Raw genomic sequence first — 19,914 nt, forward strand, 5'->3', positions numbered from 1 at the left:
TGTCCCATACAATCGCTGTCGCCATCCGTAAGCCCTGCGGGCAACGGCTGCCGCGAAGACGAACGCACCTGCCAACGGCACTCAACGGCATTGCGGCAAAACAAAAGGACGCCCTTGCGGGCGTCCTTTCGCGTTGTGACTGCGGCGTCCTTACATGGTGGAACCAGAGGCGGCACGCTGCATCTTGACTTCGACTTTTTCGGTAAGGCTGGAATAGTACTCACGCAGAATGGTGAGAACTTCTTCGCGACCGAAGTGATCCGGCACTTCCGCGCCTTCGGAGAGCATCTTGCGCAGCTTGGTGCCGGACAGGATGACACGATCGTCTTTGCCGTGCGGGCAGGTGCGCATGCTGGCCATGCCGTCGCACTTTTTGCAGTAGAAGGTCCAGTCGATATTCAGGGGTTCGCAGAGCAGGCGTTTGCTGGGATCAGCAGACTCGGGCATCTTGCGGAAGATTTCCTGGGCTTCGAACATGCCGTAGAAGTCGCCCACGCCGGCGTGGTCGCGGCCAACCAGCAGGTTGTTGATGCCGTAGTTCTGGCGGAAGGTGGCGTGCAGCAGGGCTTCACGCGGCCCGGCGTAGCGCATGTCCAGGGGGTAGCCGGCCTGGATGACAAAGTCTTTCACGAAGTACTTGTCAACCAGAGTGTCAATGCAGCGCACGCGCACTTCAGCGGGGATGTCGCCGGGTTTCAGGGAGCCCACCAAGGAGTGGATGACCACGCCGTCGCACACTTCCACGCCGATCTTGGCGAGGTATTCATGCGAGCGGTGCATGGGGTTGCGCAACTGCAGGGCGGCAACCTTCTGCCAGCCGCGTTCGTCCATCTTGGAGCGCAGCTGGGCGGGGGTCATGTAGACGCCGGGGAACTTTTCGGGGAATTCGCCCTGCGAAAGCACTTTGACGGGGCCAGCGATGTTGAATTCTTTCTGGGCCAGAACCATTTTCACGCCGGGGTGGTCTTCGGGGGCCACTTCCCAGAACTTTTCAGAGTCGGGGCCTTCGCCTTTGAAGACCAGCTCGCATTCCATCTTTTTGTCGGCTTCAGTCATTTCATAGACTTCTTCGACCTTCATGGTGGCCATGATTTCACCCTTGCGGACCAGAGCCACTTCTTCGCCAACCTTGACGGACTTGGCTTCGTCAGCGGAGATGTCCAGGGTCACAGGCACGGGCCAGAAGGTACCGTCGGCGAGAGTCATCTTTTCGCACACGCTCTTCCAGTTGGCCTTATTCATGAAGCCGTTCAGAGGCGAAAAGCCGCCAATGCCCATCATGATGAGGTCGCCCTTGGCGCGGGAAGAAATCTCGATCTGCTTGAGGCCTGCAGCCTTTTTCTTTTCGTCTTCCAGGGCCTTGCCTTCAAGCAGGCAACAGACCAGACCCTTACCGCCGTGAGGAGCTACCAATTTGGACATCGCGAAATCCTCCGTTTTTTAGTTATGACAGCCTCTCCCCGTGGTATCACGTTGACCGGAATGGGAGGGCTTCTTTCAGTCACCATCTTGTGAATAATCTAACAAAAAGTCAACTACCTCTCGCAACTTTTCCTGACAACAGTGGCAAAAATATACGAAAAGACGTTGATCCCCGCCGAAAACTTAAATACCATCATACTGCAAGTTTTTAAAAAAGAGAAGCCCCCCGGCGGGAAAAAACGCGCAAAGCTTCACCTCTGACAACAGCGTAAATGTGCGTGAACGGTGATGATATCATGGCGGTTTTTCATGATATTTTACCACGGTTGCGATAAGGCTTAATACGCTAACATGCTAAAATTGTAATAAAAAAATCATACAAAAAGAATGTGAAGGCCGCAGGGCATATGGGGGCAGACGCTCCTTCGGACCAGCCATTGCATGATGCGAAACAGGCGATGGCGCTTTTTTTCGCAATCTCGAGATCCAGGCGCACATTGCGTGATTAATGGGGCATTGACGGCAGGTTGGGAAAAACTGCGTGAAGAGCCGAGCGCTACGTGGAACGACAAAAGGCCGGAACCTGATGGTCCCGGCCTTTTTTGACAATTCAAATACAATGGCAGGTCGCCCTAGAAGGGCACATCGTCCATATTGGAAGCTTCGGAGGGAAAGGCCGGGCCAAGATCTTCGTCCATTCCCCTGCGGCTGCCCTGGCCGCCGCCCTGTGGCTGCTGCCGAGCGCCTCCGCTCTGGCCGCCGCGCGGTGCATTGCCGCGCGGAGCGGCGGCAGGCGCGCCGTAGTCATCTTCATAGCCGCGGCCGCCGCTTTCACGCGGGGCGTCGCCCTTGCGGTCGAGAAACTGGACCCGCTGGGCCTTGATTTCAGTGGTGTAGCGGTCCTGCCCCTGCTGATCCTGCCACTTGCGGGTCTGCAGGCTGCCTTCCACAAAGACCAGACTGCCCTTGGCAAGGTAGTTCGCGCAATTTTCCGCCTGACGCTGAAAAACGGACACGCGGTGCCATTCCGTGCGGTCAACCTTGTTGCCTTCGCGGTCCGTATAGGATTCGTCAGTAGCAATATTGAGGCTGGCCACGGGCGAACCGCTCTGAGTGTAGCGCAACTCGGGGTCGCGGCCCAGGCGGCCGATAATCATAACTTTATTCAGCATGCGAATGCTCTCCAATAATATACTGCTGCGTTCAGGATACGTCAGGCCACAAAAGCCTTTTCCAGAGTATCCAGCACGTCTTCCAGTTTGTCACTCAAAATATTGGCCTCACGGGGCTGCCAGTCAGCCAGGGCGTTTTCCAGAGCCTGCTTGAGGCGGGCGGCCTCTTCAATGCCGGGGCCCATGGCTTTGCGCCTTGCCTCGGACCATGGCAGAAACTGCAGGCCGTCATGCAGGGCGCGCACCATCTCAAGCACGCCGTGTTTCTCGTGCTTGATGGGAACGCTGAAGGCCAGTTCCGTCAGTCGGGGCCACAGTTTTTCGAGCAGGTCTTCGTTCCAGGTCACGGCAGTGACACGTATTTGCAGGGCTTTGCCCATGATGACCCTCCGTGTTGTTGGTTGGCCTGTTACGGGCAGGCGCCCGGCCGGCCAGCTACGGGAATGTGCATTCCCAAGGGGTAGGGTATGCCCCTTGCGGCGCGTAACAGTGTGGCTATCCTGCCTTTGCGCCTTGACGGCACGGGCCTGCCCATGCGGCCTTCAGGGCAATTTCACCGTAAAAGTGCCCTAGTCTTTTTCCGTCCATTCCGTCTGCACGCGCATGATCACGTCCTGGATAGCCGGCAGTTGGTCCTTGGGGCACACGCCGAGAAGGGGCGCGCCAGCGTCCATGTTGTCGTTGATCTTGAAGTAGACCGCGTAAATGACGCCTTCAGGCCCCGAATAGTTGAGGGGAACCTCACGCTTCATGCGCGACATGATGAGCAGTTCCATGCCGTCGCGAACAGCCACGGACTGCGCGTCAGCCGCGCGGATTTTTTTATCCACATCAGGCGTGAAGTAGTATTTGGCGCGTTCGGGCGCACGGAACAGATGCAGGGTCTTTTGCAGAATGATGCTCTGCACCTCGTCCTTTGTCAGCATGTGCCGCAACACCGCGAGCGGGGTTCCGGCCTCCACGAACTGGCCCTCGAGGTTGCTGTGCACAACGCTCACTTCGCCTTTTTCAGGGGCGCAGATGGGTTTGGGGTTGCGCTCGCGTTCAAGCGTGGCAATAAGGGTGCCGGGTTTTTCCTTCCACTGGCCCTGGGGGCCGGCTGCCTTGTCGCCTTGCGTGAGTCCCGCGAACGTGACCCGGCCCGTATGCGGGGTGCGGATAACGATTTCTCGGTAGGGAGAGGCTTTTATTTCGTCCAGCAGCGAAGATATATTAATCATGCTTGGTCCGTTATATGCTTGGCGCGTGTGCCGCCGGGGCGGCGCGGGCGTTCGGGTTCTTTCGTGGCGTGCCCGGCGGGCGCGCGTCCATTCATGTGCCGGCGGTGATGCGGCGGAGCCTCACAGCCTACCGATAGTACAGGTTTCTGCCGCCGATGGTGAGCAGAGCGCGGCAGCTCTTTGGCCCGCAGGGCCTTAGAGATGGCGACAGTGACTGATTCCGTAACAGCATCACTACACCACCACCTACCGATAGTACAAGTTTCTGCCGCCGATGGTGAGCAGAGCTTGCTTGAGGTTGGCCCGAACCTGCCTTCTGTCCCATATGCCCTGAATGTGGCCGCGAGACAGGGCGCGGTACGAGCGATGGTACTTGGGCGGAATGTCCATACCAGTGGTCTCCTTGATGACGCCCGGACCGGCAAAGCCGATATTGGACGAACGCACGGCGAACTGGTAGGGCGAGCAGCCAAGGAAGCTGGCCACAGGCCCGGCAAAGGAGTTGGTGTCGTACAGCACCATGTACAGGCCGCCGGATTCAATGTAGCGGCGAACTGCCACAGTGCAGCGCGGCATCTGTATGACGCCGTGGGTTCCTTCCTGAATGCGGATGCCCGCCGTGCCGTGCACGTAGGCCAGGAAGGGGTAGCGCTTTTTGGCGGCACGCTGGGCGGCTTCCACAAACTTGTAGCCCTCGGCGGCCCCGACGGAGCCACCACGGAAGGTGCCCATGAGCATGGCCACCACCATCTTGATATTGTCGATGCGCGCCTCAAAGGTCATGCAGCCGCTTTTGGCTCCGGTCTTTTTTTGCGCGTCGCTGATGCGGTCGTTGAAGTCGGGGAAGTCCAGCGGGTTGCCCGCTTCGATTTCACTGTTGAATTCAAAAACAGAACCAGCGTCAAAGACGTTTCTCACATACCATTCCGGTTCCATCGGGAAGTGGTAGCCGCAATGGCTGCACACGCCCGCAAACTCGGCAAAGAGATCCGGCCCCCACAGGTCAAGGCAGCCGTATGAGGCGCTGTTGGGGCAGGTAACCGTGCGGTCAGTCTTGTAACGAGGGGATATGTAGTTCCACTTGAGGCGGCGCGAATCGTCCGCCCAGGTGGAAAGGGCCATGAGTTCCTTGGCCTTGCTGTCTTGCTTGTTGGGCAGCTTGCGGGTGAGTTTGTGCCAGGGGGCCAGCAGGCGCCCCTTGAAAACTTCCCATTCATTGTCCATTTCTTCCACAAAGGTGCGGATGCGCCTTTGATGCTTGCGGTAGAAGTCGTACTTGAAGCTGACCCAGGGTTTGGAGATCCAATCCCAGGCGGCTCCCGCCACCTTGGTGACGAAGGGCCTGCGGTCACGCGCGGCCTGTCGTGAAAGGCGCAGAAACTTCTGCTGCCGCCGTTCGCGCAGGCAATCCTTGGCCTTGGACGAAAGCCCCCAGCGGGTATACATTTCGTCCAGGTTGGCGTCCGGCTTGCGCAGGCGTGAGAGAGCCAACCCTTTGAAAATGGGCATTTTTCGGGTGGAGACCACCACCTCGTCTGTGGCGCGGATGACTTCCTGCCGCAAGTTGCGGAAGAAGTCGAAGTGCCAGGGGCGCGCGCCCAGAGGCGGCTCCTGCACGATGCGGTCAATGTACCCGAACCTGAGGTTGTCCTGCGCCGTGATCTTGAGGTTCTGGGCGCAGTGCTCGATGAGCTCGGGGGTGGCGCGCTCGCCCGATTTGAGACGTCCCTCAATGGCGGCGGCCCCTTCGGGCGAAATGACCGAATAGTAGCCGTGCGAAAGCATGAGCCTTTTGTCAGCGAGGCCGATGGCCTCGGCGCCGCCCGAGCCGCCCTCGGAGATCACGGCAATGACGGGAACCCGCAAACCTGCCATGCAGTAAATGTTGCGGGCAATCTGCTGTGCCGCGCCAGGGTAGTCCTCAATGGGATACGAACCGGGCGTGAAGATGTACGCATGAATGGGAATGCCCTCGGTTTCGGCCACGCGCATGTACTGCTGCGCCTTGGCGTTGCCCCAGGGCTTCACCGAGCCGCCGTTGCGGAACTCCGCTCCGTGGCCCTTTTCCTGCCCGATGACCATGACGGACTGGGTATAGGTTTTCTTGCCGCGCCGCCGGGTGATGACAGCGCGGGCGATGAGCATGCTGGGGTCGAGACTGTGTTCGTCTTGGCCGCCGACTTCAGTGAAGTTGTCGTAGACGTTTTCCAGGATATCACGCAGGCAGACGCGTTGCGGATGCCGCACGATGCGCACCTTGTCCATGGGGGTGATGCTGCCTTCAAGGCGGCGTTCCACATAGGAGAAAAGGTCTTCGACCGTGGCCAGCTCTGCGTAGGGGTCTTCAATTTCCCCCGCCCGGACGCGGGCCGCAAAGGAGGTGAGCTTTTCTTCCAGCAATTGCGCATTGTCTTTGTGCTTGCCGGCGAAAATGTCCACCAGGTAGCTGAGCCTGTCGCGCAGGCTCTGGATGCGTTTTTCTATGTTGTTATCCATGACTCGCGTATGCCGCTAAACGGGTGTTTTAAGGTAGTTGGAACAGGACGAGCGCAGAGCGGCCAGCGGGTTGTTGCCGGGCATGCGGTCCTTGACGGCCAGCACGTGGGTGGGGGCTTCAAGAAAGCGCACGGCAAGGGTATCATGAGCGACGCACAGACCGGGCAGAACATTCAGCTCCACGCCAGCCTCGTTCATGATCTTGGCCTGAAGCACCGGGTTGCACATGATTTCCGGATTTGCGGGTTTGCGCAGGCGCCTGGCCTCAAGCCCCAGAGTGGCCTTGGACACGTTGTCCATCATGCATTTCCTTTGGTCAAAAACGGAGGATTCGTCCGGTATTGGCCGCTAAAAAATTGACATTGGACTTCAGGTCTTGGCCCGCGCCGTTGTGTCCCTCAAGACGCAGGTCTTGCAGAAACTCAAGGCCACGGGCCTTGGCTTCCTCCAGATCCTTGCCCCAAATGATGGCAAGAGCCAGATTTGGATCAAATTCTGTAGGAATTTCATATGGTTCTTTGGTGGGCACATGGGTGAGCATGGTCAGCCAGGGCTGGTCGCTCCACTGGAAGCGCTCAATACGCCCGACCCAGGGGGTAAAGTTGCTGTCGGGATCTTCGGCGATAAGGCGGTATTCAATGCCCACGCCGTCAAAGGTGATGTCGGACTGGCTGTAGCCCAGAGGTTCGCCGAGGCCAATGCGGATCTGCTCGGCGATGATGTCCACATTTCCCTGTCCCTTGACCTTGGAAATGCGGGCAGACACGCCGTTTTCCACCTGGATGCGGGTATTGACTTCCATAAGGAAGGGTTCGCCCTTGCGGGTGACGATCCACTCCCAGGTGCCCACGTTGTCATAGCCCACCTTGCGGGCCATGGTGAGGGAATAGTGAACGATGTCGGTAAGCACCTTGCCCGCGTCAAAGGTATATTTGAGTTCATCCGGCACAAAGCCGGGGGCGACTTCGATGCGCTTTTGCAGGCCGGTGGACTGGATGGAGCAGTTGCGGGTGCCGAAATGCACGGGGTTCATGCCCGACCGGTCGGAAACCACCTGCACTTCGAGGTGGTTGAAGTCTGTAATGCGCTGTTCGATCAGCACGCCCTCGTCCTTGAACTGGCGCAGCGCATAACTGCGTATGCGGCGGTAGACGGAACGGAACTGATCGGGGTCGTACACTTCTTCAATGCCCATGCCGCCGCCGCCGGCCGAAGCCTTGACAAGCACCAGGGGCCTGCTGATGCCCTGCTGGGCCTGAAATTCAAAAATGCTCTTGGCAATGCGTTCGGCTTCCATCTCGTCATAGATGGGGCGGTCAGAACCGGGCACCGTGGGCACGCCAAGGCTGCGCGCCAGGCGCTTGGTGTTGATCTTGTCGCCGAGTTCGCGAATGATTTTCCACGAGGGGCCGATGAAGATGAGCTTGCGGTCGCGCTTGGCAACGCGGCGGGCAAAACGGAAGTCTTCGGCAAAAAAGCCGTAGCCGGGGTGTACGGCGGTGCAGCCCGCCTCATCGGCCACGGACATGAGTTCGTTGGCGTCATGATAGGAAGAGACGCGGAAAAGGCTTTTTTCGCCCCCTTCTTCCTGCGCAAGGCGCACATGCCCCGAAGCCGCGTCTTCGGCGGTAAATATGGCGGTAAAGGCCACGCCCAGCTTGCGGCAGGCTTTCATGATGCGAATGGCTATTTCGCCCCTGTTGGCTACCAGAATTTTATGCTTTTGCAGGGGGATGGTTTCCTGAGCTTTGTCCAAGCCTGTCTCCGTATGCAGCGCCGCAGAGGCGCAAATAGTTGTTGTCTGTTTATTCCGGGCAGCCGCAAGGACGGCGGGCCAGGAATTAGTCGAATCCGCCTGTTAGCCCTTGTGGGACAGGGCCGGGCGGGATATACAGAGTTTGTATCAAACGAGCATACGCATTTTCCGTGTGAAAATCCACACGCACGGTCACAGTGCAGGTGAAAAAATCGCGCATCCGCTGTGGCTGCTGTGTTGCGACTTTTCCGCCAGATCAGAATCAGGAGGGATAATATGCAAAATTCGCAGGAAGTCCAGTCGGCGACAGCGGCGCTACGTGCGGCTTTGGAGGCCGCCAACTGCACCTTTTCGCAACCTGCTGGCGTGCGTAACATCATATCTTGCGGCTCTGCAGAAAATACTGCATCGCCCATAGGGCTCATACTGGGCACCGGCCTTTCCGGGCTGGCGGACAGGCTCGCCGAGAGGGTGGCCGTGCCCTATGCCGATTTGCCGGGCTTTCCCGTATCAAGCGTGGATTCTCACGTGGGCGCTTTTGTGTGGGGGCGTTTTCCCACGGCCTGCGGCGAAGATGACGACGTACCTGGCAGGTCCGTGCTCATCCAGCAGGGGCGGTGCCATTTATATGAAGGGCGCACCCCGGCGGAAGTGTGCATGGGCGTGCGCGTGATGGCTGGTATGGGCGTCAGGACCCTCATCATCACCAACGCGGCCGGGGCGCTCAACCCCACGTTCGATGCCGGTTCCATCATGTGCATGACGGATTTTATCAACCATACCGGGCATTCGCCCTTGGTGGGCTGTAATTGCGACCATTGGGGACAGCGCTTCCCGGACATGAGCATGCCCTTTGACGCGGATCTTCGCGCTCTGGCTATGGAAACCTCGGCCAGGATGGGCCTGCGGCTCGAGCGCGGCGTGTATATCGGCGTGCGCGGGCCGGAAATGGAAACCCCGGCCGAAACGCGCATGTACCGGCAGTGGGGGGCTGACGCCGTTGGCATGAGCACCGTGCTTGAGGTTATAGCAGCGCGGCATATGGGCATGCGCGTGCTTGGCCTGTCCTGTCTTTCCAATAAAAATTTGCCGGACTGTATGACCCCGGCTCCTTTGGAAGAAATCATTCTTGTGGCTGCCCAGGCAGGCAAAAATCTGGGGCGTCTCATACGGGCAATGGTGACAAAACTCTGAAAAATGCGTACAAGCGCTGCCCGGACACTTTTTTTCTACCAAAAGGCAAGCGCTCTATGCAGCACAATGAATCTCTTCGCAATGTAGCCATTATAGCACACGTTGACCACGGCAAGACCACCCTTGTGGACGCACTCTTCAAGCAGGGCGGCGTTCTTCGCGCTGGCCAGCAGCTTGACGATCGCGTCATGGACAGCATGGATCTGGAACGCGAGCGCGGCATCACCATTGCCGCCAAGAACTGCGCGGTGTCGTGGAACGGCGTCAAGATCAACATCATCGATACGCCTGGCCACGCTGACTTTGGCGGCGAAGTGGAACGCTCGCTCTCAATGACCACGGGCGCGATCCTGCTGGTGGACGCCTCCGAGGGGCCGTTGCCCCAGACCCGCTTTGTGCTGCGTAAAACCCTTGAGGCCGGGCTGCCTGTTGTGGTCGTCATCAACAAGATCGACCGCAAGGACGCCCGCCCGCAGGAAGTGCTCAACGAAATTTACGACCTTTTCATCGACCTTGACGCCAACGAGGCGCAGCTCGAATTTCCGGTTCTTTACGCCATCGGCCGCGCGGGCGTGGCCATGAATAACATTGATGACGAACAGAAAGACCTGTCGCCGCTTTTTGAAGCCATCCTCAAGCATATCCCCGGCCCGGCGCACGATCCCGACCAGCCCTTCCAGATGCTGGTGGCCGACCTTGACTATTCCGACTATCTGGGCCGTCTGGCTGTGGGCCGCATCATGCACGGCCATGTGCAGAGCAAGGAATCTCTTGCCTGCATAGGCGAGGACGGGCAGCCCCGCCCCCTGCGCGCCACCAAGCTTCAGGTGTACGACGGTCTGCAACTGGCCGAGGTCGAAACCGCTCAGCCCGGCGATATCGTTGTGCTGGCGGGCATCGAAGACGTCACCATCGGCGACACCATCTGCACCCGCGAAAATCCGCGCGCCCTGCCGCGCATCCGCGTGGACGAACCCACCGTGGCCATGCGTTTTGGCATCAACACCTCCCCTCTGGCCGGACGCGAAGGCAAACTGGTGCAGAGCCGCGCCATCCATGACCGCCTGGTCAAGGAAACGCTGCGCAACGTGGCCGTGCGGGTTGAAGACACGGCAGACCGTGACGCTTTTCTGGTCAAGGGCCGTGGCGAATTCCAGATGGCCATTCTTATTGAAACCATGCGCCGTGAGGGATTTGAACTTTCCGTGGGCCGCCCCGAAGTCATCCTGCAAAAGGGCGAAAACGGCAAAACGCTTGAACCCATTGAGCGCCTCTATGTGGACTGCGACGAAACCTTCATGGGCGTGGTCACTGAAAAGCTGGCCCAGCGCAAGGGCCGCATGGTCAACTGCATCAACAACGGCACGGGTCGTGTGCGCCTGGAATTCAGCGTGCCCGCGCGCGGTCTTATCGGCTACCGCGACGAGTTTCTTACGGATACCAAGGGCACCGGCATCATGAACTCCTACCTTGACGGTTACGAGGAGTGGCGGGGCGATTTTCTCACGCGCTATTCCGGTTCCATCGTCGCCGACAGGGCGGGCAATGGCGTGGCCTATGCCCTCTACAACCTTGAGCCGCGCGGCGTGCTCTTTGTGGAGCCGGGCGACCCTGTGTACGAAGGCATGATCATCGGTGAGCACAATCGCGATAACGACATTGACGTCAATGCCACTAAGGAAAAGAAGCTCACCAACCTGCGCGCGTCGGGCAAGGACGAAAACGTCACCCTTACGCCCGTGAAAAAGATGACGCTGGAGCATGCCCTGCACTTTGTGCGCGAAGATGAACTGGTGGAAGTAACACCCCTGTCCATCCGGCTGCGCAAGTCGGAACTTTCGGCGCAGAAGCGGTATCAGACCGCAGGCAAGCGCAAGAGCAGCTAACAGTTTTTATTTTTGAAGTTTCTTGTGGGGGAGGGACCCTTTTGAAAAAGGGTCTCCTCCCCCACGCCCCCACCCCCTAAAACTTTTATTTTAGAGCCTGTTACCTTTGAAAAAGGTAACAGGCTCTAATGCTGCGCGAAAGTGCAGCGCGCCACAACGTGGTGTGGATTCTGCCGAGCTTTAGCCGTTGCATTGAACGGGCAGCCTGCTGATGGTTGTCGCTATCCGTAAGCGGCAAAGGCCCGCTAACAGCTGCCGCAAATCGCAATGTTGGGCAGATTACCGTTGAAATGCTTCACATTTCAACGGTAATCTGGTCTGGGTACTGTTACCTTTGAAAAAGGGTACAAGCTCTATGACCGTCGCCATTGCATATGCAGCAGCGGGTACGGGCGGCCCTGACCGTCCACGGGGGAACGCCCCGTCACCACAAAGCCCATGTGTTCATAAAAAGCCAGGGCGGCGGGGTTCTGCTCATTGACGTCAAGGGTCAGTGTCGCGCTCTCCGCCATGGCCCGCTGCCGCGCATGGCCAAGAAGCATCTTGCCGATGCCGAGGCCGAAACATTCTGGCTCCACAAACAGCATTTCTATCTGCGGCCAGTTGCAGCCCATAAAACCGACAGGACGGGGCGCATCCGCGCGAAGCACATTCGGGGCAAGCGTATCTGGCCGGAGCTTATTCGGGTGGAGAGTATTCGGCAGGGGCGGGTTCACCGCGCGTTCAGGTTTTACGCCTTTGTCGCCAAGGGCATCGGCCTCTGGCGCTTTTGGGCTGGAATGTCCGTATTCCACCAGCCACAATTCCTCCACACCCGGCAGGTATTCCCGCACGACGGCAGTGTAAAGCTCGTCCACGGCCTGTGGAGTGAGAAACTGGTGTGTTGCACGAACGCTGCGCTTCCAGAGGTCGGCAAGTGCGGCATGGTCAGCCGTCACGGCGCGGCGAAGACGCGGCACTGCTCCGGCAGTGGGGGCAGGGGGGTGCTGTTTCATGTTCGTTGTCCTGAAATCTTGTGAAAAAAAAGCATCCGGCCGCAGTGCTGCAGGATGCGTCAAGCCGCGCGTGGTGACAGTGCGATGGTATACCGCAGGACAATAAAGTTTTTAGGGAAGCACTGATTAAAGAGCCTCTTGGAAACGCGCAGTTGTTTCGTTTGGCAAGGCGCGATCTTTTTTTGAAGCAGGAGTGGACTCTTCCGCCCTCGACTGTTTCAAAAAAAGTGAAGCAACGCCGCCAGACGGAACAAATCAGCGTTTCCTTAGAGCATTTTCACTTTGAAATTGCTCTGGCGACTGCGTGAGCAGGCGCCCGCAGCGAAGGCGTAAGCGCAGCTTCAGCCGTTGCCCGCAGGGCTTACGGATGAAGACAGCACCGCTATTTATTTGCGCTGTTAAGCGCCGAAGTATGCGTGTCTTAAACTTTGAGAATGTCCATTCTCAAAGTTAATCTGGTCTAGGAGGTCGGGCGTGGGGGAGGGACCCTTTTTCAAAAGGGTCCCTCCCCCACAAAGCACTTCTCGTGAACCGGCTCTAGTAATTGTATTTCCAGCGTATGCCGCCCCAGGTGTTCTGTTGCTCGGAGCGCAGTTCCAGGCTGGTGCGGGGCGTAATCTCAAGCTGTATGATAAAGGCCGTGCTGCCCTGCTTCATGCCCTGCTGTACGCCCACATAGATGATGTCTGAAATGTACTTGCCCATTTCCACCGCGGTGCCGGCGCCCATGCCCTCGTCTTCGGACTGCCCGCCGGAGGCAGTGCCTGGAGTGGAGTTCAGCCGCAGCACATCAACGCCCAGCGCCTTGCGGGTCAGGTCAAAGATGCCGCCGCCGCCGGAGCCAAAGCCCGCGAGCTGGGCCACTGCTCCGGCAAGCCGCAGGTTTTCCAGCCGCCCAAGTTCGTTGGTGCTTTTGCCGAAAAGAATCTGGGCCAGGATTTCGTCCCTGGGCATTTCGGGTTCACTGCTCAGGGTCAGTTTCATCTTGCGCACTGTGCCCGATATGGTCACATAGGACGTAAGGTTGGGCGTTTCATTGGAAAGCTTGATGTCCAGCAGGGGGTTGCTCAGCGATCCCCCGGCAAAGGTAATGCTGCCGCGTGAGAGCTTGAAAACCTTGGTCAGAAAATCGAAGGTGCCCTTGATCGCCGTGATTTGCCCCGTGATCTGCGGGTCTTCCGGGGTGCCGGAAACCAGCAGGTCGGCCTTCCACTCACTGGTAAGCCCGTGCCCTTCCACAAAGAAGCGGCCGGGAATCACAATATTGATGTTCAGGTTGCCCCGCGCTACGGGTTTTTCGGGGGCTGCGGCCTGTTGCGCAACCTGCGAAGGGTCGGGCGCTTCCGTGATGGGCAGGGTGGTGACGCTGCCGCCCACGGCCAGCTTGTTAAGCTGTATGAGACCCTGGTTGACGATGATTTTGCCGGCCACCTGCGGGGCGGCGGCACTGCCGGTCACGCCCGCCTCGCCCGAAAGCTCGATGCGTATGTCGCGGCGACTCAGGGGCCGCAGATGGTCAATGGTGGTCTTGATGTCCAGCCTGCTGCCGTCAAGGCTGGCGAATCCGGCCACGCGCAGTTTGCCGCCAAGGCCGCCGGAGGCGTCCAGTTCCAGCCGGGCCACGCCCGGCAGACCGCCCTGTTTTTTGCCGGAATTCCCGCCACGGCCTTCCTCAAGGTTGAGGCGCAGGTTGATATTGGTCAGCAGCACGCCCTGGAGCAGGTTTTCATACTTGCCCTTGTCCACCAGAACAGAACCCTTGGCGGAAGGGGCCGCAAGCGTGCCGCCCAGATCAACGTTCATGGCCACATTGCCCGCAAAGCGCTGGTCCGCGATGGGCAGCAGGGACCAGAGCGGCCCGGCGGCCCCTTTCCAGCGAACCTGCCCGCGCAGGGGGCCCTGCATGTTGGGCTGCGGCAGGCCGTCCTTGCCGAAAAGCAGGGGCAGGCGCACTTCAAGCCGTGCTTCGCTGCCGCCCAGCGCCTGAACGCTTTCCTTGTCCATGTCCAGTCGGGCCACAAGGCTGCCGCTGGAGCCGCCGTTTGCCTCAATGCGGCCAGTGAGTCCCACATTGAGGGGCTTCAGCGGGCTATTGGGGATGCGCAACTGCCGGACGCCAAGGCGGAAGTTGCCGCCGGGCTGCGAGGGGTTGCCCGTAAGGCGGACTTGCGCTTCCACCGTACCTTCGGGCAGGGCGGGCACAAATTTTTTCCACGGGGTGAGGGCGAGTCCTTCAAGATCAAGGCGCACGTCCAGCTTGTCCTGGGCAAGAGATGCCTGGGCGCGCAGCCTGCCGCCGGGAACAAGGCGGATGTCCAGCCCTTTCAGGTCAAGTCCGCCATCGCCATAGCGCAGGGCGGCTCCCGGCGTTGCGCGGAAGCCGAGGTCGCGTCCGCTCACATGTGCCTCAAGCCTTTGCACCTGCACAAGGCCCGGCTGCCAGCGCGCGTTGACGTGAGCGGCCACTGCGCCGCTCGTTTCAACACTGGCGTCCAGGGGGCCGCTGAGAGGGCCGTTTGCGCGCACTCTGGCGCCGAGGGAGAGATCACCCTGATGGACATTGCCAAGGTCTATGCGCGCGGTGAGGCTGCCCGGCCCGAAAGCGTCCTTGAGCGTGAGCTCGCCCGCAAGATTGCGCAGGGTAAGGGGAGCGTCCGCCCCGGCGCTGTAGTTCAGGCGGGGTACGTTGAAGCGCAGTTCGGCCTTCTGGCTGTAGCGCTGCGCCGGTTCCGCCGTGGCGGACGCGGGCGCGACGCTGCTGTTGGAAGCAGCAGGCGTTGCGGGCGGGTTTTCACTGGCCGCCTGCGAGTCTTGAGCCGCCTGAGCGGCAGCGCTGTGCCCGTTCTGGTCATTGGGGGAGGCGCGGTTACTGGCCGTTGTGGTCACGGCCACGCGGTCGGTCCGCAGTTCAAGGCTCAGGGCGGCCTCGCCGTCAAGGCGCGCGCCCGGCACAAGGGTGGAAAGCGCCGCCCAGTCGGCCACGCGCACATCCAGCTTGCCGTCACAGGCCGGCATGGAACCTGGGGGCAAAGTGGCCGTCACCTGCCCGGCGGCTGCGAGCCCAAGGGCGTTGAGGCGCAGGTTGCGCAGGCCAGCCTGCAACATGTCTCCCTCACTCCGGCCCGCAAAAATCTGGCTTTCCAGGCTCAGGGGCTGACCGTCCCAGCGCCCGTTCACATCCAGTTGCACCGTGAGTTCCGGTCTTTTGGACGGGGCGGCTTTTGGGGGCGCGGCGTCCGCAGTCTGCGCGGTTCCGGCATCCTGCGCGGCACTGTCATTGGGCGCGGCGTCGGGAGCTTTGGGGGGCGCGGCTGCCGGGGCGGGCGGAGCGGCATTTGAGGCGGCAAGGTCACGTTTGCGGTCCTGAGCCACCATGAGGGCTTCCTGCCAGTTCAGCGGGGCCGCGCCAAGGTGCACAGCGGCCTGTTCAAGTCGGTGCGTGCCCATGCGCAGGTCGGCGCATTCCACACGCAGGGTAAGGTCAGGGGCGGCCAAAGGCCCGGCGGCGGTGAGGCGTACGGTGGCAGGGGAGGCCAGCATGTCCAGCGGGTCAGCGCTTTCATCCGCAGTGGCGACTTGGGCGGCGGCCTGCGCCGTGGACTGAGCGGAGGGCTGGACGGCAGCTTGCCTGGCGTTCGCGGGCGCGCTTCTGGAGGGAGCGATGCTGACCTGCAAATCCACATCCAGAGGGCCTGAAAGCCACGAAGATTCCTGCGGGGAAGTTTTCTGCGACGGTGTGGCTTGCGAAGGTACGGCCTTCGAGGATGCTGTCAGCGGGGCTGCTGCCTGTGCAGGGGCGACGTGTGGTGACGCGGCCAGCGGCGTTGTGCCCTGTGAAGATGGCGCTTGCGGCGTCGTGCCCTGTACAGGTTCGGCCAACGGAGTTGCGGCCTGTGTGGGTGCGATTTGTGGTGATGCGGGCTGCGGCACAGCGCCCCCGGCAGGCGCGGCGGGCGCGCTTTGCCAGAAGGCATGCCCTGCCGTGGACAGCGGGCCAGCCTGAATGGAGAATTTGTTCAGGCCCACACGGGCGACAGTGGCCATGGCGTCCGGCGAGCCCGGAGCGCCGGGTTTTTCGGGGGCTTCCACTTCCGCGCCCAAGGCCAGTGAAATTCTGGCTCCACCGCCGAGCAGGGTTGCCAGAGGGCCGGAGGCGGCTTTTGTTGTGGATGTTTTGTCCGCGCCCTGCGCGGGTACAGTGGCGGGCACGGGGGCAGCGGCGGTGGAGGTGCCCGTCGCCGTTGTGGCGGTGGAGGATGTGCTGCCGTTCGCGGTGATGCCAGTCGCGGTGGTGGCGGGCGTTGTCTGACCAGCCTGTGCGTCCGCCCCGGCGGACGGATCTGCGTGGGCGGCCCCGGCATGTCCGGCAGGCAGCACCGTGGCTTCAAGCGTGCTGTCCACGGTCAGCGCCATGGCTGAGGGCGTGACTGTTCCCGATTGACGCGGGGCGAAATTCAGTTCAAGGCGGACCTCAAGGCCGCCGCTGGGCACGCCGGGCAGGGGCAGAGAGGCATTGTTGGCGCCATAGGCTGTCAGCAGGGCCGTGAGGTGGCCCCCCGTGTTTCCGGCCCTGAGTGTGGCCTCGATATTCGCCAGAAAATAGCTGTCTGAGGACTGGCTGGCGGCGGGCGCGCCCGGCGTGTCCTGTCTGGCGGCGCTTTGGGCTGCGCCATGTTCTGCCGTGCCTGCGTTCTGGCCCTCAGCCGTACGGTTTCCGTTCCCGGCCGCCGGAGTATTGGCCGAGGTATTGGCAGGGGCGTCCGCCGCGGCACCGGGCTTGGCGTCTGCCAAGGCATCTGCCCTGACATTGGCCGGGGTATCGGTTGGCGGCATCGCGCCAAGCAGGCTTGCGGGAAGCTGCGCGTCCACAACGGCCACACGGTCCAGAAGCACATCGGGCAGCCAGCCCGGCAATCCGCTGATGGCGCGTACCGCCTCGCCGAGAGTTTCACGCAGCGACGCCTCCGTCAGCGGCGGCGAGGGGGGCTCCGGGGGCGACGGAGGCAGGTCGGGCAAACGCAGGAGGCGTGGCCCGGTGCTGGTCAGTTCGGCAATGCGCACACGGCCCGGCAGGGCGGCCCAGTCCCAGACAAAGGCGTTCTGCGGCGCTTCAAGCCACAGACCGTGGGCGTCGGCGAGTTCCACCCCCACCTGCGCCGTGAAGGGCAGCGCGCCCGAAAGGCTCGTCAAACGGATATGCAGGCCGCTTTCTGCCGCTGAAGCGGCCAGAACGGCATTGACCTCGTCCTTGATCCAGGCCTGGACGTTTTCATTGCGCAAGGCCAGCAGTACGCCAGCCAGAAATAACAGCAGTAAAAGCAGCAGAAAGGCCAGCCCGCGCCATACCACAGACCAGATGCGGGCAGCCAGCCCCCGTTTTTTATGGCCTCCGCCAGACCCCTGAGGCGTGCTCGTGCCCGCGTCGGCCACGCCAGAGCCAGTCACGCTGGAGGCAGCCGCGCCGGATGCCGTTACGCCGGAAGCCCCGGCCCCGACCCTGGAGCCGTCCGCCGTGGCGTCAGTCTGCGCGGGATGTGTGGATGCGCTCGTCATCAGAAGGACTGCCCTATGCTCACGTAGATTTGTATGGGGGGATCGCCGTCCCTTGGTTGCAGGGGCGTGGCCACGTCCAGCCGCAACGGCCCGATGGGCGTGAAATAGCGCAGACCTATGCCCGCGCCCCAGTCCATGTCGCCTATGATGCGGGGCACTTCATCCCTGTAGACCATGCCGCCGTCCAGAAAGGGCACAATGCCCACATCTTCGGTAATCTTGTAGCGGGCCTCAATGCTGATTTCCTGAAAGGAGCGCCCGCCCAGGGGATCGCCATTTTTGTCCTCCGGCCCCACTGACTGATAGGGATAGCCGCGCACCGACCCCGCGCCGCCAGCGTAGTAGCGCAGGCTGCCGGGAATGTTGCGCAGGGCCGCGCCGGACATGGCCCCTGCCTCAATCCTGCCAGCCATGATCAGTTTGTCGTCGGGCCGCCCGTCTTTGTGGAAGGGAGCGTAGTAGCCGCTGGCTTCCAGCGAACCGGCCATGACAGTGAAGCTTTCGCCGTAAAAGCCTGTGTAGGGATTGGCCTTGACGGTGATCTCCGAACCGCGCGTGGGGTTGAGGATATTGTTGCGGCTGTCGCGCCGCACGCTGGCCTTGGGGCCGATGTAGCCGTAAAACTGTTCGGATTTGTCGTTTTCCTTGATGGAACCGCTCTGGCCCCCGGCCCCGAGGCTGGCCCACCAGAAGCGCGAGACGCGCCGCTCCAGCGCGGCGGAGGCGCTGCCTGCCGTGCTTTTGTACGCCTCTGTGTTTTCACGCAGGGCCGAGGCGGACGCCAGCAAACGCTGCTCGCGCACAAGAAAGGCGGGTTTTTCAAAAGCCGCCTTGATGCCTTGAACCTGTGTGGCGATGGGGGCGCTGACCACCAGCTTTTCCCCATTGTCGAAAAGATTGCGGTGTTCCCAGAAGCCTTCAACGCCAAGGCCCGTATCCGTGTCATACCGGGCGCTGCCGCCCACGGAACGGAAGGGCAGTTCGGCCACGGTCACTTCCAGGGGCAGCACGGGCACGCCGTCCCTGCTTTTGGTTGGAGCGCCGTTGGCGGCGGTTTCATTCTTGGCCAGCAACTCTTCCTGCGGGCGTACCTCCACAGAGCGGAAGAGCCCCAGTCCGCGCAGGTTGTTGGCGTAATCTTCCATCAGTTCCGCGTCCCACGGCTCTTCGCCGGGAACCCAGAGGGCCAGCCTTTGCAGGTAGGCAGCGTTGACGCCAGCATTGCCCTTGACGTCAATGCGGCCCATGAGGGCGGGCGGGCCGGGATCAATGGTAATGTCGGCGTTGACCTGCCGTTTTTCGGGGTCAAGCGTGTAGCGCGACCGGGTCACTGAAGCCAGGGGGTAGCCCTGGGTGCGCAGTTTTTCCGGCAGGTCCTCAACGGCGCTCAGCAGGGCGTCGGCCACCACGGGTTTGCCCACGGCGACCCCCGGCAGGGTTGAGGGAAAGGACGGCGGCGGCAGGGTTTTGGTTTCCAGGCCCCAAAAGCCCACTTCACGTTCGCGGGTCTTGAAATAGCCGGGCACATCGGGCGGCGGTTCGTAACTCACATTGGCGCGGCCCAGCGTGTAGCGCGGCCCGGCCGTAAGAGTGAGGGTCACGCGCACTGGCCTGGCCTCTTCATCCAGATTGAAGTCCGCTGCGCCTTCATAATAGCATTGGGAGTGCAGAAGTTTGACCGCTGTTTCCACATCGGCGCGGGCGCGGCGTTCCAGGGCCAGCATGCTGTCGGGCGGCTCCTTGGCAAGCTGCTCCAGCTGGCTTACGGATTTCATTTTGCCTTCAAGGGAGGATGGCCCGTCCTTGACCTTGACGCGAAGGGTATAGGGCACAGGATCCCCACGCCATGCGGCTTCAAGGGATTCCTGCTCTTTTTGCTCGTGGGGGTCCTCAACCTTTGGCGACAGCAGGCCGCAACCGGAAAGCTGCAGTAACAGCAGCAGCGCGCAAAGAGCGCGTAGCGGTGCAAGCCAGGAAACTGCGTGTTCGCGGGAGAGGCTTTGGACATGGTTGGGCCGAGAGGGCCGCAGGATTTTTATGCTGAATACACTGCACATGCGTAACGATACGCTGTATGGTTTTTCTTAGCAAGAAACATTCGCATATTGTGGTATTTTTATAAGCAATATTGCTTAGCTACGGCAGCCTCTCATTGTGCGCTGCTTGGCAAAACGCCAGCCCCCTGCTACTACTTGTGCCGTGCCCGGCGTTGTTGTGAGA

Annotated in this window: 12 protein-coding genes; 2 read left to right on the plus strand and 10 right to left on the minus strand. The window is 60.9% G+C overall.

Annotated features, from left to right (window positions below; all coding sequences use genetic code 11):
- Positions 1–150: 150 nt before the first annotated feature.
- From sat to ACZ5DH_RS00455, 7 genes are all read right to left on the minus strand, one after another.
- Positions 151–1,422 (minus strand): sulfate adenylyltransferase, encoded by a 1,272-nt coding sequence (gene sat / locus ACZ5DH_RS00425; protein WP_464255212.1) that lies wholly within the window; start codon positions 1,420–1,422, stop codon positions 151–153.
- A 632-nt stretch (positions 1,423–2,054) separates the two neighbouring features.
- Positions 2,055–2,594: a single-stranded DNA-binding protein gene (locus ACZ5DH_RS00430; RefSeq protein WP_464255213.1), complete on the minus strand. Its 540-nt coding sequence runs from the start codon at positions 2,592–2,594 to the stop codon at positions 2,055–2,057.
- A gap of 41 nt (positions 2,595–2,635) precedes the next feature.
- A complete protein-coding gene (locus ACZ5DH_RS00435; protein ID WP_464255214.1) occupies positions 2,636–2,974 on the minus strand; it encodes a hypothetical protein in 339 nt (112 codons plus the stop codon).
- A 189-nt stretch (positions 2,975–3,163) separates the two neighbouring features.
- Positions 3,164–3,814: a biotin attachment protein gene (locus tag ACZ5DH_RS00440; RefSeq protein WP_464255215.1), complete on the minus strand. Its 651-nt coding sequence runs from the start codon at positions 3,812–3,814 to the stop codon at positions 3,164–3,166.
- Between the two features lie 246 nt (positions 3,815–4,060).
- Positions 4,061–6,310 (minus strand): acetyl-CoA carboxylase carboxyl transferase subunit alpha/beta, encoded by a 2,250-nt coding sequence (locus tag ACZ5DH_RS00445; protein ID WP_464255216.1) that lies wholly within the window; start codon positions 6,308–6,310, stop codon positions 4,061–4,063.
- A 15-nt stretch (positions 6,311–6,325) separates the two neighbouring features.
- Positions 6,326–6,613 (minus strand): DUF1847 domain-containing protein, encoded by a 288-nt coding sequence (locus ACZ5DH_RS00450; protein ID WP_464255217.1) that lies wholly within the window; start codon positions 6,611–6,613, stop codon positions 6,326–6,328.
- Between the two features lie 13 nt (positions 6,614–6,626).
- A complete protein-coding gene (locus ACZ5DH_RS00455) occupies positions 6,627–8,066 on the minus strand; it encodes an ATP-binding protein (RefSeq protein ID WP_464255218.1) in 1,440 nt (479 codons plus the stop codon).
- Between the two features lie 276 nt (positions 8,067–8,342).
- On the opposite strand from ACZ5DH_RS00455, the gene ACZ5DH_RS00460 reads away from it, so the two are divergent.
- Both ACZ5DH_RS00460 and typA read left to right on the plus strand, forming a co-directional pair.
- Positions 8,343–9,260, plus strand: coding sequence for a purine-nucleoside phosphorylase (locus ACZ5DH_RS00460; protein ID WP_464255219.1), 918 nt, complete (start codon positions 8,343–8,345; stop codon positions 9,258–9,260).
- A gap of 56 nt (positions 9,261–9,316) precedes the next feature.
- Complete coding sequence (gene typA, locus ACZ5DH_RS00465) at positions 9,317–11,146, plus strand: translational GTPase TypA (RefSeq protein WP_464255220.1); 1,830 nt, start codon at positions 9,317–9,319, stop codon at positions 11,144–11,146.
- Between the two features lie 353 nt (positions 11,147–11,499).
- On the opposite strand, the gene ACZ5DH_RS00470 is transcribed toward typA, so the two are convergent.
- The 3 genes from ACZ5DH_RS00470 to ACZ5DH_RS00480 all read right to left on the minus strand — a co-directional run bounded on the left by ACZ5DH_RS00470 (position 11,500) and on the right by ACZ5DH_RS00480 (position 19,751).
- A complete protein-coding gene (locus tag ACZ5DH_RS00470) occupies positions 11,500–12,141 on the minus strand; it encodes a GNAT family N-acetyltransferase (RefSeq protein WP_464255221.1) in 642 nt (213 codons plus the stop codon).
- Between the two features lie 537 nt (positions 12,142–12,678).
- Complete coding sequence (locus tag ACZ5DH_RS00475) at positions 12,679–17,694, minus strand: translocation/assembly module TamB domain-containing protein (protein ID WP_464255222.1); 5,016 nt, start codon at positions 17,692–17,694, stop codon at positions 12,679–12,681.
- Entirely contained in the window at positions 17,694–19,751 is a 2,058-nt protein-coding gene (locus ACZ5DH_RS00480; protein ID WP_464255223.1) for an autotransporter assembly complex protein TamA, read from the minus strand. The genes ACZ5DH_RS00475 and ACZ5DH_RS00480 overlap by 1 nt, the downstream gene beginning before the upstream one ends.
- Positions 19,752–19,914 lie beyond the last annotated feature (163 nt).

This window comes from Desulfovibrio simplex, assembly GCF_055387835.1.